We start from the raw sequence: 14,538 nt of genomic DNA on the forward strand, positions 1-14,538 counted from the left end.
CATTCCTTCGTATGAGGGAATGTTCAAGAATTTTGCGCTGCCTTCGTGCTTGAAGGTTGCGTTCTGCTAACCAGTATCTATATTAGGAAGTCAAACTATGGCTGATCTTGCTAAGCTTGTTGACGAACTGTCCGCTCTGACCGTTCTTGAAGCTGCTGAACTTTCCAAGCTGCTCGAAGAAAAATGGGGCGTTTCCGCTGCTGCTCCTGTAGCAGTTGCTGCTGCTGCACCTGGTGCTGCTGCTGCTCCGGCTGAAGAAAAAACCGAATTCACGGTTGTTCTGGCCAGCGCTGGCGACAAGAAGATCAACGTGATTAAGGAAATCCGCGGCATCACCGGTCTGGGCCTGAAAGAAGCCAAGGATCTGGTTGAAGGTGCGCCGAAGACCGTTAAAGAAGGTGTCAGCAAGGACGAAGCTGACAAGATCAAAAAGGCTCTTGAAGGCGCCGGGGCAACCGTCGAAGTCAAGTAAGTTTGCCAATTTTCTGATGCATGGCATCAGAGAAATGGGAAAAAAGGTTTTCGGGTGGGGGCGCTGTGCCTCTGCCCGTTTGCCTGTTTCGGGTTGATCTGAAACAGGAGCCGGGTAAAACCGGTATGGGCTTGAGACCAAAATTAGGTCGGACCATCAGGCTCGCGGGGTGACCACGGGCATGATGGTCCGAGATAAATGGGCGGGGCAGGAGCGACGATGAACGCAATCACTAAATCGTTCACAGGACGGAAGCGGATTCGCAAAAGTTTCGGGCGGATTCCCGAAATCGCCCCGATGCCGAACCTGATTGACGTGCAGCGTGCGTCTTACGAGACATTCCTTCAGGCAAATGTATCGCCTGATGCACGTACTCCAACAGGTTTGCAGGAGGTATTCCGTTCCGTTTTCCCCATCAATGATTTTGCGGGACGGGGGCGTCTGGAATTCGTCAGTTACGAATTTGAAGAGCCTAAATATGATGTGGAAGAATGCATTCAGCGTGGCCTGACATATGCCGCACCGCTGAAGGTTATTTTGCGCCTGATCGTATGGGATGTGGACGAAGATACGGGGTCTCGTTCCATTCGCGATATTAAGGAACAGCCGGTTTATATGGGCGATATGCCGCTCATGACAGACAACGGCACCTTTATCGTAAACGGTACGGAGCGCGTTATTGTCAGCCAGATGCACCGTTCACCCGGTGTGTTCTTTGATCATGATAAAGGTAAAACGCATTCTTCCGGCAAGTATCTGTTTGCCGCACGCGTTATTCCTTACCGTGGTTCTTGGCTGGACTTCGAATTTGACGCCAAAGATCTGCTTTACGTTCGTATTGACCGTAAGCGTAAGCTGCCTGTTACCACGCTGCTGTATGCGCTTGAAGGTGCAGCATCTGAAGCTGCACGCAAGGCGAAGGCAGCTGAAGGTGGCGATGTTGACTCTATGGAAATCAAGGGGATGGATGCCAATGAAATCCTCGCCTATTTCTATAACGCTGTCACATTCGTAAAAACACCTAAGGGCTGGGCGCGTCCGTTTGATGCGGATTCCTTCCGTGGTCTCAAGCTGCTGGCACCGCTGGTGGATGCAGAAACCGGTGAAGTGGTGGCGGAAGCCGAAACCAAGCTGACCGCCCGCATGGTGCGCAAGATCGCGGAAAAAACGCGTGAAGTGCTGGTGGGTGAAATCGATCTGCTTGGCCGTTACATCGCTCATGATATCGTCAACATGCAGACTGGCGAAATCTACGGTGAGGCTGGTGAAGAAATCACCGAAGCGCGCCTTGCTGCTCTGGAAGAAGCTGGGATTACAGAGCTTCCTCTGCTGGCAATTGATGCAGCTAACGGCCCGTGGATCCGTGATACGCTCACGGTAGATAAAAACAGCACGCGTGATGAAGCGCTGATTGATATCTACCGCGTAATGCGCCCCGGTGAGCCGCCAACGGCTGAAACAGCCGAAGCCATGCTGAATGGCCTGTTCTTTGATCCTGACCGCTATGATCTTTCCGCCGTTGGTCGTGTGAAGATGAATATGCGTCTGGACATGGATGTGCCGGACACAGTGCGCGTGCTGCGCAAAGAAGACATTCTGCGCACCATTAAAACGCTGTGTGACCTGAAAGACGGTCGCGGCCAGATTGACGATATTGATAACCTTGGTAACCGCCGTGTTCGCTCGGTTGGTGAGCTGATGGAAAATCAGTACCGCATTGGCCTGCTGCGTATGGAACGTGCTATCCGTGAACGCATGGGTTCTGTGGACATTGATACGGTCATGCCGCATGACCTCATCAACGCAAAACCAGCCGCCGCTGCTGTGCGTGAGTTCTTCGGGTCTTCCCAGCTCAGCCAGTTTATGGATCAGACCAACCCACTGTCTGAAGTCACGCATAAGCGTCGTCTCTCAGCGCTTGGCCCGGGCGGTTTGACCCGTGAGCGCGCAGGCTTTGAAGTGCGTGACGTTCACCCAACACATTACGGTCGTATCTGCCCAATTGAAACGCCGGAAGGCCCGAACATTGGTCTGATCAACTCTCTGGCAACCTATGCCAAAGTGAACAAATACGGCTTTATTGAAACGCCTTACCGTCTGGTGAAGGACGGCGTGCTGCAGGACGGCTGGAAGTACCTCTCCGCTATGGAAGAGGAAAAGCTGGTTGTTGCGCAGGCTGATGCCAAGGTGAATGATCAGGGTGCGCTGACAAGCGATCTGATTTCTGTGCGCCGTAATGGTGATTTCCGTCTGGTTCCGCCAACGGAAGTTACAGCGTGTGACGTTTCTCCCAAGCAGTTGGTGTCTGTTGCTGCAGCGCTTATTCCGTTCTTGGAAAACGATGACGCGAACCGTGCACTGATGGGTTCCAACATGCAGCGTCAGGCTGTGCCGCTGGTGCGTTCCGATGCCCCGCTGGTTGGTACAGGTATGGAAGCTGCTGTGGCGCGTGATTCCGGTGCAACAATCGTCGCTAAGCGCGATGGTATTGTTGACCAGATTGACGGTGCCCGTATCGTGGTGCGTGCAACAAACGCAACAGGCTCTACGCAGGGTGTGGATATTTACCGTCTGCGTAAATATTCCCGTTCCAACCAGTCCACCTGTATCAACCAGCGTCCTCTGGTGCATGTTGGTGACAATGTGCGGGCTGGCGACATTATTGCCGATGGCCCTTCCACGGAGCTGGGCGAATTGGCTCTGGGCCGTAACGTGCTGGTCGCGTTTATGCCTTGGAACGGCTACAACTTCGAAGACTCCATCCTGATTTCCGAACGGATTGCCAAGGATGACGTTTTCACCTCGATCCATATCGAGGAATTCGAAGTTATGGCTCGTGATACCAAGCTGGGTCAGGAAGAAATCACGCGTGATATTCCGAATGTGGGTGAAGAAGCCCTGCGGAACTTGGATGAAGCCGGCATTGTTTACGTAGGTGCCGAAGTTAATCCGGGTGATATTCTGATCGGTAAGGTGACGCCAAAGGGTGAAAGCCCGATGACACCGGAAGAAAAGCTTCTGCGTGCCATCTTTGGTGAAAAAGCCTCCGACGTGCGTGATACGTCTCTGCGTCTGCCGCCTGGCACGTCTGGTACAATCGTTGATGTGCGCGTGTTCTCTCGTCGTGGCGTGGACAAAGATGAACGCGCCATGGCTATTGAGCGTGCGGAAATCGAACGTCTGGCTAAAGACCGTGACGATGAACGCGCTATTCAGGAACGTTCTTTCTACAGCCGTCTGCGTGAAAAACTGCTGGGGCAGGTTGCTGGTGCTGGGTTCAAGGGCATTCGCTCTGGAACCGAGATCACTGATGCTGTTCTGGACGAACACCCGCGTGCTACGTGGCGCCAGATTGTTGTCGCTTCTGACAGTGTGATGGCCGAGCTTGAAACCCTGCGGCGTGAATTTGATGCGGCTATTGCCCGTATTCAGGCACGTTTTGAAAGCAAGGTTGAAAAGCTGCAGCGTGGTGATGAACTGCCACCTGGCGTGATGAAGATGGTCAAGGTCTTTGTGGCTGTTAAGCGTAAGCTGCAGCCCGGGGATAAAATGGCTGGTCGTCATGGTAACAAGGGTGTGGTTTCCCGCGTTGTTCCAGTTGAAGACATGCCGTTCCTGGAAGACGGCACAGCTGTTGATCTGGTGCTGAACCCACTGGGTGTGCCTTCACGTATGAACGTGGGGCAGATTCTGGAAACGCATTTGGGCTGGGCCTGCGCCAAAATTGGCCGTGGCATCGGCGATATGGTGGATGAATACCAGCGTAATGGCGAAAAACGTCAGGAACTGCTGGACCGTCTGAAAGATGTGTACGGGGATAAGGTTTACAGCGAAGACATTGCCAACATGAGCAATGATGAGCTGGTTGAACTGGCCAATAACCTGCGCAAGGGCGTGCCGATTGCAACGCCAGTGTTCGATGGTGCCTCCATTCCGGATATTGAAGCCATGCTTGAAAAAGCTGGTGTTGATAAATCCGGTCAGTCTCAGCTGATTGATGGGCGCACAGGTGAGCCGTTCGAGCGTAAAACAACGGTCGGTTACATCTACATGCTCAAGCTGCACCATCTTGTTGATGACAAGATCCATGCACGCTCTATCGGCCCATACTCGCTGGTTACACAGCAGCCTCTGGGTGGTAAGGCGCAGTTTGGTGGTCAGCGCTTTGGGGAAATGGAAGTGTGGGCGCTGGAAGCATACGGTGCCGCTTACACTCTGCAGGAAATGCTGACTGTGAAGTCGGATGACGTTTCTGGCCGAACCAAAGTTTATGAATCCATCGTGCGTGAGCAGGATGATTTTGAGGCCGGTATTCCGGAAAGCTTTAACGTTCTGATCAAAGAGCTGAAGTCTCTGGGTCTGAACGTAGAACTGGAGCAGGGGGCCGAGTGACGGTGAATTTCGCCACCACCATCCGTTCTTATTTCAAAGGGGAGGCCGGGGTAGAAACCTCGGCTCCCCGTTTCCCGCTGGGGGCTTCGGCACATGAATGAGCTCATGAAAATTCTTGGCCAGACCGGCCAGGCGATGACGTTTGATCAGATCAAGATTCAGCTGGCATCGCCCGAACAAATCCGTTCCTGGTCTTATGGCGAAATCAAGAAGCCCGAGACCATCAACTATCGTACGTTCAAGCCAGAACGGGATGGCCTGTTCTGCGCGCGTATTTTTGGTCCGATCAAGGACTATGAATGCCTTTGCGGCAAATACAAGCGGATGAAATTCCGCGGTATTATCTGCGAAAAGTGCGGTGTTGAAGTTACGCTGGCCAAGGTGCGTCGTGAACGCATGGGCCATATTCAGCTTGCCAGCCCCGTTGCCCATATCTGGTTCCTGAAGTCTCTGCCCAGCCGTATCGGCCTGATGGTTGATATGACGCTGAAAGATCTGGAAAAGGTGCTTTACTTTGAAAGCTACCTGGTTCTGGAACCCGGCACGTCTCCGCTGAAGCAGTACTCCTTGCTGACGGAAGAACAGTACCTTGATGCCATGGACGAATATGGCGATGAGGGTGTTGAAGTCGGTATTGGTGCAGAAGCCATTAAAAAGGTTCTGGAGCGCATTGACTGCGATGCCGAAAAGGTAGAGCTGCGCCAGGAACTTAAGGAAACAACTTCAGAAGCTAAGCGCAAAAAGCTTGTTAAGCGCCTGAAGCTGATTGAAGCGTTTGCAGAAAGCGGTTCCCGCCCAGAATGGATGATTCTGGATCTGGTTCCGGTTATTCCGCCTGATCTGCGTCCGTTGGTGCCGCTGGATGGTGGGCGTTTTGCAACGTCTGATCTGAACGATCTGTATCGTCGCGTCATCAACCGTAATAACCGTCTGAAGCGCCTGATGGAGCTGCGTGCGCCCGATATTATCGTGCGTAACGAAAAGCGTATGCTTCAGGAAGCTGTGGATGCGCTGTTCGATAACGGGCGTCGTGGCCGGGCTATCACGGGTGCTAACAAGCGTCCGCTGAAATCCCTGTCCGATATGCTTAAAGGTAAGCAGGGTCGTTTCCGTCAGAACCTGCTGGGTAAGCGCGTCGATTACTCTGGCCGTTCCGTTATTGTGGTGGGCCCAGAACTTAAGCTGCACCAGTGCGGTCTTCCCAAGAAGATGGCTCTGGAACTGTTCAAGCCGTTTATTTACGCCAAGCTGGAAAAATACGGCCACGCCACCACCATTAAGGCTGCAAAGCGGATGGTGGAAAAAGAGCGTCCGGAAGTTTGGGATATTCTTGAAGAAGTTATCCGCGAACACCCAGTTATGCTTAACCGTGCGCCTACGCTGCACCGTTTGGGCATTCAGGCGTTTGAACCGGTACTGGTTGAAGGTAAGGCTATTCAGCTGCACCCATTGGTCTGCACCGCGTTTAACGCAGACTTTGACGGTGACCAGATGGCCGTCCACGTGCCGCTGAGCCTTGAAGCTCAGCTTGAGGCACGCGTGCTGATGATGTCCACCAACAACATCCTCAGCCCGGCAAACGGTAAGCCGATTATTGTGCCTTCTCAGGATATCGTTCTGGGGCTGTATTACCTCAGCCTCGAAACACCTGAATTCAAGGTTACGCCGGATCGTTGTGAGTATGACGAGACAACAGGTGCTCTGACCAAAGAAGGTGCGCCGTCTTTCTCTTCCATCGGTGAAGTGGAATATGCGCTGAGTGCTGGCGCACTGAAGCTGCATGATAAAATTCGTGCGCGCTTCCAGAAGATCGGTGCAGATGGCAAGGTCACCTACGAAACAGCTGTGACCACGCCTGGTCGTGTGCTGATTGCGCAGATCCTGCCGCAGCATGAAGCTGTGCCGTTCTCCCTTATCAACCGTCAGCTCACCAAAAAGGCTGTGTCTGACGTTATTGATACGGTGTACCGTCACTGTGGTCAGAAAGAAGCCGTTATCTTCTGTGACCGTCTGATGGCTCTGGGTTTCCGTCACGCTGCTAAGGCTGGGATTTCCTTCGGTAAGGATGACATGATCATCCCACCCGAAAAGAAAGAACTGGTTGATCGTACGGCTGCCGAAGTGAAAGAGTTTGAACAGCAGTATCAGGATGGTCTGATCACGGCTGGCGAACGCTACAACAAGGTGGTGGACGCATGGTCACGTTGCACGGATGAAGTGCAGGCGGCCATGACCAAAGAGATTTCCCGTCAGGAAGTTGGCAAGCAGATCAACTCCGTGTGGATGATGAGCCACTCCGGGGCTCGTGGGTCGCCGGCTCAGATGAAGCAGCTGGCCGGTATGCGTGGTCTGATGGCCAAGCCATCTGGTGAAATTATTGAACAGCCGATTATTGCCAACTTTAAAGAAGGCCTGTCGGTTCTCGATTACTTCACCTCTACCCATGGTGCACGTAAGGGGCTGGCCGATACCGCGCTTAAAACCGCTAACTCCGGGTATCTTACCCGTCGTCTGGTGGACGTGGCGCAGGACAGCATCATTATTGAAGAAGATTGTGGTAGTGAACGCGGTCTGACGGTGCGTGCAGTTATGGACGGTGGGGAAGTTGTGGCTTCTCTGTCCGAACGTATCCTTGGGCGTACTGTTGCTTCTGATGTGGTGGTTCCGGGCACCGGTGAAGTTATTGTGCCGCGCAATCATCTGATTGATGAAGCTGATGCAGAGCGGATTGAAAAATCCGGCGTGGAAACGGTTCATATTCGTTCTGTGCTGACCTGTGATAGCCGCGTTGGTGTCTGCGGTCGCTGCTATGGGCGTGATCTTGCACGCGGCACGCCAGTAAACATCGGTGAAGCTGTGGGTGTTATTGCTGCTCAGTCCATTGGTGAGCCCGGCACGCAGCTGACAATGCGTACCTTCCATATTGGTGGTGCGGCACAGCGTGGTGCGGAACAGTCCATGATCGAGGCCTCTCGTGATGGACATGTTGTGATCCGTAACCGCAACGTTGTGCATAACAGTCAGAACGTGCCGATCGTGATGGCGCGTAACTGTGAAATCCTTCTGTCTGATGAAAACGGGGTCGAAAAAGCCCGTTACCGTGTGCCGTATGGTGCACGCTTGCTGACAGAAGAGGGTGCAAAGGTTGCACGCGGTCAGAAGCTGGCTGAGTGGGATCCGTACACCCTTCCGATTATCACGGAAAAAGCCGGTAAGGTTGAATACCTAGATCTGATTGACTCTATTACGCTTGTTGAGCGTATGGACGAAGTAACAGGCCTGACATCCAAAGTGGTGGTTGACTATAAGCAGGCAGGTAAGGGTGTGGATCTGCGCCCACGTCTGCAGCTTAAAGATGCCAACGGCGATGTGGTGAAGTTGGATAACGGTGCAGATGCCCGTTACTTCCTCTCTCCCGAAACGCTTCTGTCTGTTGAAAACGGCACGGAAGTGAATGCCGGTGACGTTCTGGCCCGTCTGCCACGTGAAGGGTCCAAAACCCGTGATATTACGGGTGGTCTGCCGCGCGTTGCTGAACTGTTTGAAGCACGTCGGCCTAAGGATCACGCTATTATCGCGGAAATGGAAGGTCGCGTTGAGTTCGGGAAGGACTACAAGTCCAAGCGCCGTGTTATCGTGAAAAACGATGAAACGGGCGAGGAACAGGAATACCTGATCCCGAAAGGCAAGCACATTTCCGTTCAGGAAGGTGACTTTGTGGAAAAAGGTGATCCGCTGGTCGATGGTCCACGGGTGCCCCACGATATCCTAAAGGTGATGGGTGTTGAGGCTCTGTCTGATTACCTGATCAACGAAATTCAGGATGTGTATCGTCTTCAGGGTGTGAAGATTAACGATAAGCATATTGAAGTGATCGTGCGTCAGATGCTTCAGAAGGTCGAAATTCTGGAGCCGGGTGACACGACGTACCTGATTGGTGAAACCGTTGACCGTATTGAGTTCGAGGCTGAAAATGCCAAGTGCCTCAAGGCGGGTGAACGGCCAGCTCAAGGTATGCCGGTGCTGCAGGGTATCACCAAGGCCTCTCTGCAGACACAGTCCTTCATCTCTGCTGCATCGTTCCAGGAAACCACACGCGTGCTCACAGAAGCTGCTACGGCAGGGAAAGTGGATAAGTTGATGGGCTTGAAGGAAAACGTGATTGTTGGGCGTCTGATCCCGGCAGGCACAGGCAGTGTTATGAAGCGTCTGCGGGCCATTGCGGCAGAGCAGGATCGTCAGCGTGTTGGGCGTTCTGCGGCCGAATAAACGTTGCAAATATGCTTCATGAAGGAAGGATCAGGGGAAACCCTGGTCCTTTTTTCATGTACAGCGTACGCAATATCTTTAAGAATCGCAGGGTAAAACTTGACTCCCGACGGGGGGAGGGTTAGGTAGCAGCCCTCAGCTCTGGATATCCCTGTGGATAGAAAGAGCAATTAGGTTTTCTGTGTGAGTCTAGCATGCGGTTGGCTTCCGGGGTGGAAGCGGGGCCGGATGCCAACATAGCCCCATACAGGCACATGCCTGATGGGATCTTTTTTAATGAAAGTCGGCAGTCAGAAATAATGGCGGCCGGCCGAACTGTGTAAGGATCGGGAAAGGCGCATGCCGACCATCAACCAGCTCATTGCCAAGGGGCGCAAGCCTGCGGTCAAGCGCAACAAGGTGCCCGCGCTGCAAGGATGCCCCCAAAAGCGCGGTGTTTGCACCCGCGTTTATACTACGACGCCAAAAAAGCCGAACTCCGCACTGCGTAAAGTCGCTAAGGTGCGTCTGACGAACGGCTATGAGGTGGTCAGCTATATTCCGGGTGAAGGTCATAACCTTCAGGAACATAGTGTTGTGCTGATCCGCGGCGGTCGTGTGAAGGATTTGCCGGGTGTGCGTTATCACATCCTTCGTGGTGTTCTGGATACGCAGGGTATTGCCAAGCGGCGTCAGCGTCGTTCGCTGTATGGCGCCAAGCGTCCGAAATAAGAGGAAGAACAGGTATGAGTCGCCGTCATCGCGCAGTAAAGCGCGAGATCCTTCCCGATCCGAAATTCGGAGATATCGTTGTCACGCGTTTCATGAATGCGCTGATGTACGATGGTAAGAAGTCTGCTGCAGAAAGAATCGTATACGGTGCGCTGGATGCCATGGTGCGTCGTAGCGGTAACGGTGCGGATGCAGTGGTTCTGTTCCACAGTGCGCTGGACAACGTAAAGCCGGCTGTTGAAGTGCGTTCTCGCCGTGTTGGTGGGGCAACCTACCAGGTGCCGGTTGAAGTTCGCGCAGACCGCCGTCAGGCGTTGGCGATCCGTTGGGTGATTGATGCTGCGCGCAAGCGTGGCGAAAACACCATGCAGGATCGGCTTTCCAATGAGCTTCTGGATGCCGTCAACAATCGTGGCGCAGCAGTGAAGAAGCGGGAAGATACCCACCGTATGGCGGAAGCTAACAAAGCATTCAGCCACTATCGCTGGTAATGAAAGAAGCTGCTGCATTTCCTCTTGCAGTGAGTTTGCAGGGCTTATAACAACTGCATCCCGAATAGTTTTTGGGGCATGGAGTAAAAAATGGCTAAGGCTAAATTTGAGCGGAATAAACCGCACTGCAACATCGGCACCATTGGTCACGTTGACCATGGCAAGACCTCTCTGACGGCAGCGATCACCAAGACGCTTGCAAAGAAGGGTGGCGCTGAATTCAAGGCGTATGATCAGATCGACGCTGCTCCGGAAGAACGCGCTCGCGGTATCACCATTTCCACAGCACACGTGGAATATGAAACCGACAACCGTCACTATGCGCACGTTGACTGCCCCGGACATGCTGACTACGTGAAGAACATGATCACGGGTGCAGCGCAGATGGACGGCGCAATTCTGGTTGTGTCCGCAGCTGACGGCCCGATGCCGCAGACCCGTGAACACATCCTGCTTGCTCGTCAGGTTGGTGTGCCTGCTCTGGTTGTCTTCCTGAACAAGGTTGACCAGGTTGACGATCCGGAACTGCTTGAACTGGTTGAAATGGAAGTTCGTGAACTTCTGTCTTCCTATCAGTTCCCTGGCGACGATGTGCCGATCATCAAGGGTTCCGCTCTGGTAACTCTGGAAGATGGTGATCCGGAAATCGGTGAAAACCGCGTTCGCGATCTGATGGACGCAGTTGACTCCTACATCCCGCAGCCGGAACGTCCGGTTGACCGTCCGTTCCTGATGCCGATCGAAGATGTGTTCTCCATCTCTGGTCGTGGCACCGTGGTAACGGGTCGTGTTGAACGCGGCGTGATCAATGTTGGTGACGAAATCGAAATCGTTGGTCTGAAGCCGACGACGAAGACAACCGTAACCGGCGTTGAAATGTTCCGTAAGCTGCTTGATCGCGGTGAGGCTGGTGACAACATCGGTGCTCTGCTGCGTGGCACGAAGCGTGAAGATGTGGAACGTGGTCAGGTTCTGGCAAAGCCAGGCTCCATCACGCCGCATAAGAAGTTCAAGGCAGAAGCTTACATCCTGACGAAGGAAGAAGGTGGTCGTCATACACCATTCTTCACCAACTATCGTCCGCAGTTCTACTTCCGTACGACTGACGTGACGGGTGTTGTGCACCTGCCAGAAGGCACCGAAATGGTGATGCCGGGCGACAACTGCGCTATGGAAGTCGAGCTGATTGCTCCGATCGCCATGGACGAAGGTCTGCGTTTCGCTATTCGCGAAGGTGGCCGCACGGTTGGTGCTGGCGTTGTTTCCTCCATTATCGAGTAATCGATAGAGGATATTGAGCCTAAGTGGCCCCGACCGATTCATTTTGGTCGGGGTCTTACTTGGCGGCCGGGATTCCCCGGATAGGTAAAGTGTTGGACTAAAAAACAAATGGACAACCAGAACATCCGCATTCGCCTGAAAGCGTACGATCATCGGGTGCTGGACAACAGCACGAAAGAGATCGTGAATACGGCGAAGCGTACGGGTGCGCGGGTTCGGGGTCCTATCCCGCTGCCTACGCATATCGAACGGTTTACGGTTAACCGTTCTCCTCACGTTGATAAAAAGAGCCGCGAGCAGTTCGAAATTCGAACTCATCGCCGTCTGCTCGACATTGTTGAGCCCACTCCGCAGACCGTGGACGCTCTCATGAAGCTCGACCTCGCCGCTGGCGTTGATGTCGAGATCAAACTCTAAGGTCCAGACGATGCGCACCGGATTGATCGCAAAGAAGTTGGGCATGTCCCGACTGTTCAAGGAAGATGGCACGCATGTGCCTGTTACCGTCCTGCATGTTGATGATGTGCAGGTGGTTGATGTCCGTAACCAGGAACGGGACGGCTACGTAGCTGTTCAGCTGGGTATGGGTAAAGCCAAGGTGAAAAACGTAACCAAGCCGAATCGTGGGCATTTTGCTCGCACGAAGGTGGAGCCCAAGCAGGCGCTTCGCGAATTTCGTGTGGCTGATGATGCCGCTCTTGAGGTTGGTGCTACCCTTTCAGCTTCTCACTTTGTAGTCGGCCAGAAGGTTGACGTTACGGGTGTGAGCAAAGGTAAGGGATTTGCTGGCGCAATGAAGCGCTGGAATTTTGCTGGTCTTGAAGCCACGCATGGTGTGTCCATTTCGCACCGTTCGCATGGTTCGACCGGTAATCGCCAGGATCCCGGCAAGACCTTTAAGAACAAGAAGATGGCTGGTCATCTCGGTGATGAACGCGTGACCACCTTGAATCTGGAAATCGCAGCGGTCGATCCGGAAAAGAATCTGATCATGGTTCGTGGCTCCGTGCCAGGAGCGAAGAACGGTGTTGTTCTGATCCGTGACGCCATTAAAAAAGCCCGCCATGGTGACGCGCCTTATCCGGCCGGCCTCGTGAAGGCGGAGGGCTGAGGTCATGGAAATCGAAATCAAGACGCTAGACAACAGCAGCGCTGGTTCTGCAACGCTTCCGGACGAAATTTTCGCCGTAGCACCGCGTGCAGATATCATGGCTCGTGTTGTGCACTGGCAGCTGGCAAAACGCCGCGCCGGCACACACAAGGTGAAGGGCATGGGCGAAGTGTCCGGCACCACCAAAAAGCCGTATCGCCAGAAAGGCACAGGCAGCGCCCGTCAGGGTTCATTGCGTGCGCCGCAGTATCGTACCGGTGGGGCAGTGCATGGCCCGGTTGTGCGTGACCACGGTTACGATCTGCCGAAAAAAGTGCGTCGCCTTGGTCTGATCTCTGCGCTTTCTCAGAAGGCAAAAGACGGCAAGCTGATCGTGCTGCAGTCTGCTTCTGGCGTTGATAAAACCAGCGAACTGGCAAAGAAGCTGAAGTCTCTGGGTTGGACATCTGCACTGATCGTGGATGCAGCCGTGGATGAGAACTTCGGTCGTGCCGCCCGTAACCTGCCCAAGATCGACATTCTGCCGACCATTGGTGCGAATGTTTACGACATTCTGAACCACGAGGTGCTTGCTATTACGCAGGCCGGCCTTGAAGGACTGAAGGAGCGCCTGGCATGACGAATATTCTTGCCATTCGCAAGAAAGCCGAGCGTCTTTCCCGTGAAGCAATGTACGATATCGTGCGTACACCTGTGATCACGGAAAAAGCTACGGCGCTTTCTGAAAAGAACCAGGTTGTTTTCAAAGTGGCAATGTCCGCTACGAAGCCTGAAATCAAGGTTGCGGTGGAAACGCTGTTCGGGGTCAAGGTTGTTGGTGTCAACACCTTGGTTCAGAAGGGGAAAACCAAGCGCTTTAAAGGGCGTGTTGGGCAGCGTTCTGACGTGAAGAAGGCGTTCGTTCAGCTTGCGGAAGGTCAGTCCATTGATCTTACCGCCAAGCTGGCGTGACCGAAGGTAGAAATTCATGGCTCTGAAGCACTTTAATCCTGTCACGCCAAGCTTGCGTGGTACGGTGCTGGTTGATCGTGCTGACCTTTGGAAAGGTAAGCCGGTCAAACAGTTGACCGAAGGTAAAAACAAGACAGGCGGCCGTAATAATAACGGTCGTATCACTTCCCGTTTCCGTGGGGGTGGTCATAAGCAGTCTTACCGTTATGTAGACTTCAAACGTCGTAAGTTTGATGTTCTGGGTACGGTGGAACGTCTGGAATATGATCCGAACCGCACCGCGTTTATTGCGCTGGTGAAGTACGAAGATGGTGAGCTTGCATATATCCTGGCTCCGCAGCGTCTGAAGGTTGGTGACAATGTCATCGCCGGTGCACGCGTGGATATTAAGCCTGGTAATGCTATGCCGCTGGCTTCCATCCCGGTGGGAACGATCATCCATAACATTGAGCTGAAGCAGGGTGCAGGCGGTAAGCTGGCACGTTCTGCTGGCACATATGCCCAGCTCGTTGGTAAGGATTCCGGCTACGCCCAGATCAAGCTGCAGTCTGGTGAGCTGCGTGTTGTTCGTGGTGAGTGCATGGCTACTGTTGGTGCCGTGTCCAACCCGGATAACATGAACCAGCACATGGGTAAGGCAGGGCGTTCCCGTTGGTTGGGTCGTCGTCCTCACAACCGTGGCGTGGTGATGAACCCTGTTGATCACCCACATGGTGGTGGTGAAGGCCGTACGTCTGGTGGCCGTCATCCGGTTACGCCGTGGGGCAAGCCAACCAAAGGGTATAAAACTCGGGTCAACAAGCGGACGGACAGTCTGATTATCCGTCGTCGAAAGACCGGCAAGTAAGGGGCAATAGAAG

At 53.6% G+C, this 14,538-nt stretch carries 11 protein-coding genes; all 11 read left to right on the top strand.

The window, feature by feature from the left end; translation table 11 throughout:
* The first annotated feature begins 97 nt into the window (after nucleotides 1-97).
* Nucleotides 98-472: a 50S ribosomal protein L7/L12 gene (gene rplL, locus APA10_RS12870; protein WP_003622688.1), complete on the top strand. Its 375-nt coding sequence runs from the start codon at nucleotides 98-100 to the stop codon at nucleotides 470-472.
* Nucleotides 473-691: 219 nt separating this feature from the next.
* Nucleotides 692-4,864, top strand: coding sequence for a DNA-directed RNA polymerase subunit beta (rpoB, locus tag APA10_RS12875; RefSeq protein ID WP_035362067.1), 4,173 nt, complete (start codon nucleotides 692-694; stop codon nucleotides 4,862-4,864).
* 93 nt (nucleotides 4,865-4,957) lie between these two features.
* Entirely contained in the window at nucleotides 4,958-9,133 is a 4,176-nt protein-coding gene (gene rpoC / locus APA10_RS12880) for a DNA-directed RNA polymerase subunit beta' (protein ID WP_003628220.1), read from the top strand.
* Nucleotides 9,134-9,472: 339 nt separating this feature from the next.
* Nucleotides 9,473-9,844 carry a 30S ribosomal protein S12 gene (rpsL, locus tag APA10_RS12885; protein ID WP_003622698.1) on the top strand — a complete coding sequence of 124 codons (372 nt, stop codon included), beginning with the start codon at nucleotides 9,473-9,475 and terminating at the stop codon, nucleotides 9,842-9,844.
* Between the two features lie 14 nt (nucleotides 9,845-9,858).
* On the top strand, nucleotides 9,859-10,335 hold the full coding sequence (gene rpsG, locus APA10_RS12890) for a 30S ribosomal protein S7 (protein ID WP_006116053.1): 477 nt from the start codon (nucleotides 9,859-9,861) through the stop codon (nucleotides 10,333-10,335).
* 90 nt (nucleotides 10,336-10,425) lie between these two features.
* Entirely contained in the window at nucleotides 10,426-11,616 is a 1,191-nt protein-coding gene (tuf, locus tag APA10_RS12895; protein WP_003622701.1) for an elongation factor Tu, read from the top strand.
* 108 nt (nucleotides 11,617-11,724) lie between these two features.
* On the top strand, nucleotides 11,725-12,033 hold the full coding sequence (rpsJ, locus tag APA10_RS12900) for a 30S ribosomal protein S10 (RefSeq protein ID WP_007282720.1): 309 nt from the start codon (nucleotides 11,725-11,727) through the stop codon (nucleotides 12,031-12,033).
* A gap of 10 nt (nucleotides 12,034-12,043) precedes the next feature.
* Nucleotides 12,044-12,727: a 50S ribosomal protein L3 gene (gene rplC, locus APA10_RS12905; RefSeq protein ID WP_003622704.1), complete on the top strand. Its 684-nt coding sequence runs from the start codon at nucleotides 12,044-12,046 to the stop codon at nucleotides 12,725-12,727.
* A 4-nt stretch (nucleotides 12,728-12,731) separates the two neighbouring features.
* Nucleotides 12,732-13,346: a 50S ribosomal protein L4 gene (rplD, locus tag APA10_RS12910; protein ID WP_003622706.1), complete on the top strand. Its 615-nt coding sequence runs from the start codon at nucleotides 12,732-12,734 to the stop codon at nucleotides 13,344-13,346.
* Nucleotides 13,343-13,678 (top strand): 50S ribosomal protein L23, encoded by a 336-nt coding sequence (locus tag APA10_RS12915; protein ID WP_003622708.1) that lies wholly within the window; start codon nucleotides 13,343-13,345, stop codon nucleotides 13,676-13,678. The genes rplD and APA10_RS12915 overlap by 4 nt, the downstream gene beginning before the upstream one ends.
* 16 nt (nucleotides 13,679-13,694) lie before the next feature.
* Nucleotides 13,695-14,525, top strand: a complete 831-nt coding sequence (rplB, locus tag APA10_RS12920) for a 50S ribosomal protein L2 (protein WP_003628218.1) — start codon at nucleotides 13,695-13,697, stop codon at nucleotides 14,523-14,525.
* The last annotated feature ends 13 nt before the right edge of the window (nucleotides 14,526-14,538 follow it).

The sequence above is a fragment of the Acetobacter pasteurianus subsp. pasteurianus LMG 1262 = NBRC 106471 genome (assembly GCF_000285275.1).
Taxonomy (GTDB): domain Bacteria; phylum Pseudomonadota; class Alphaproteobacteria; order Acetobacterales; family Acetobacteraceae; genus Acetobacter; species Acetobacter pasteurianus.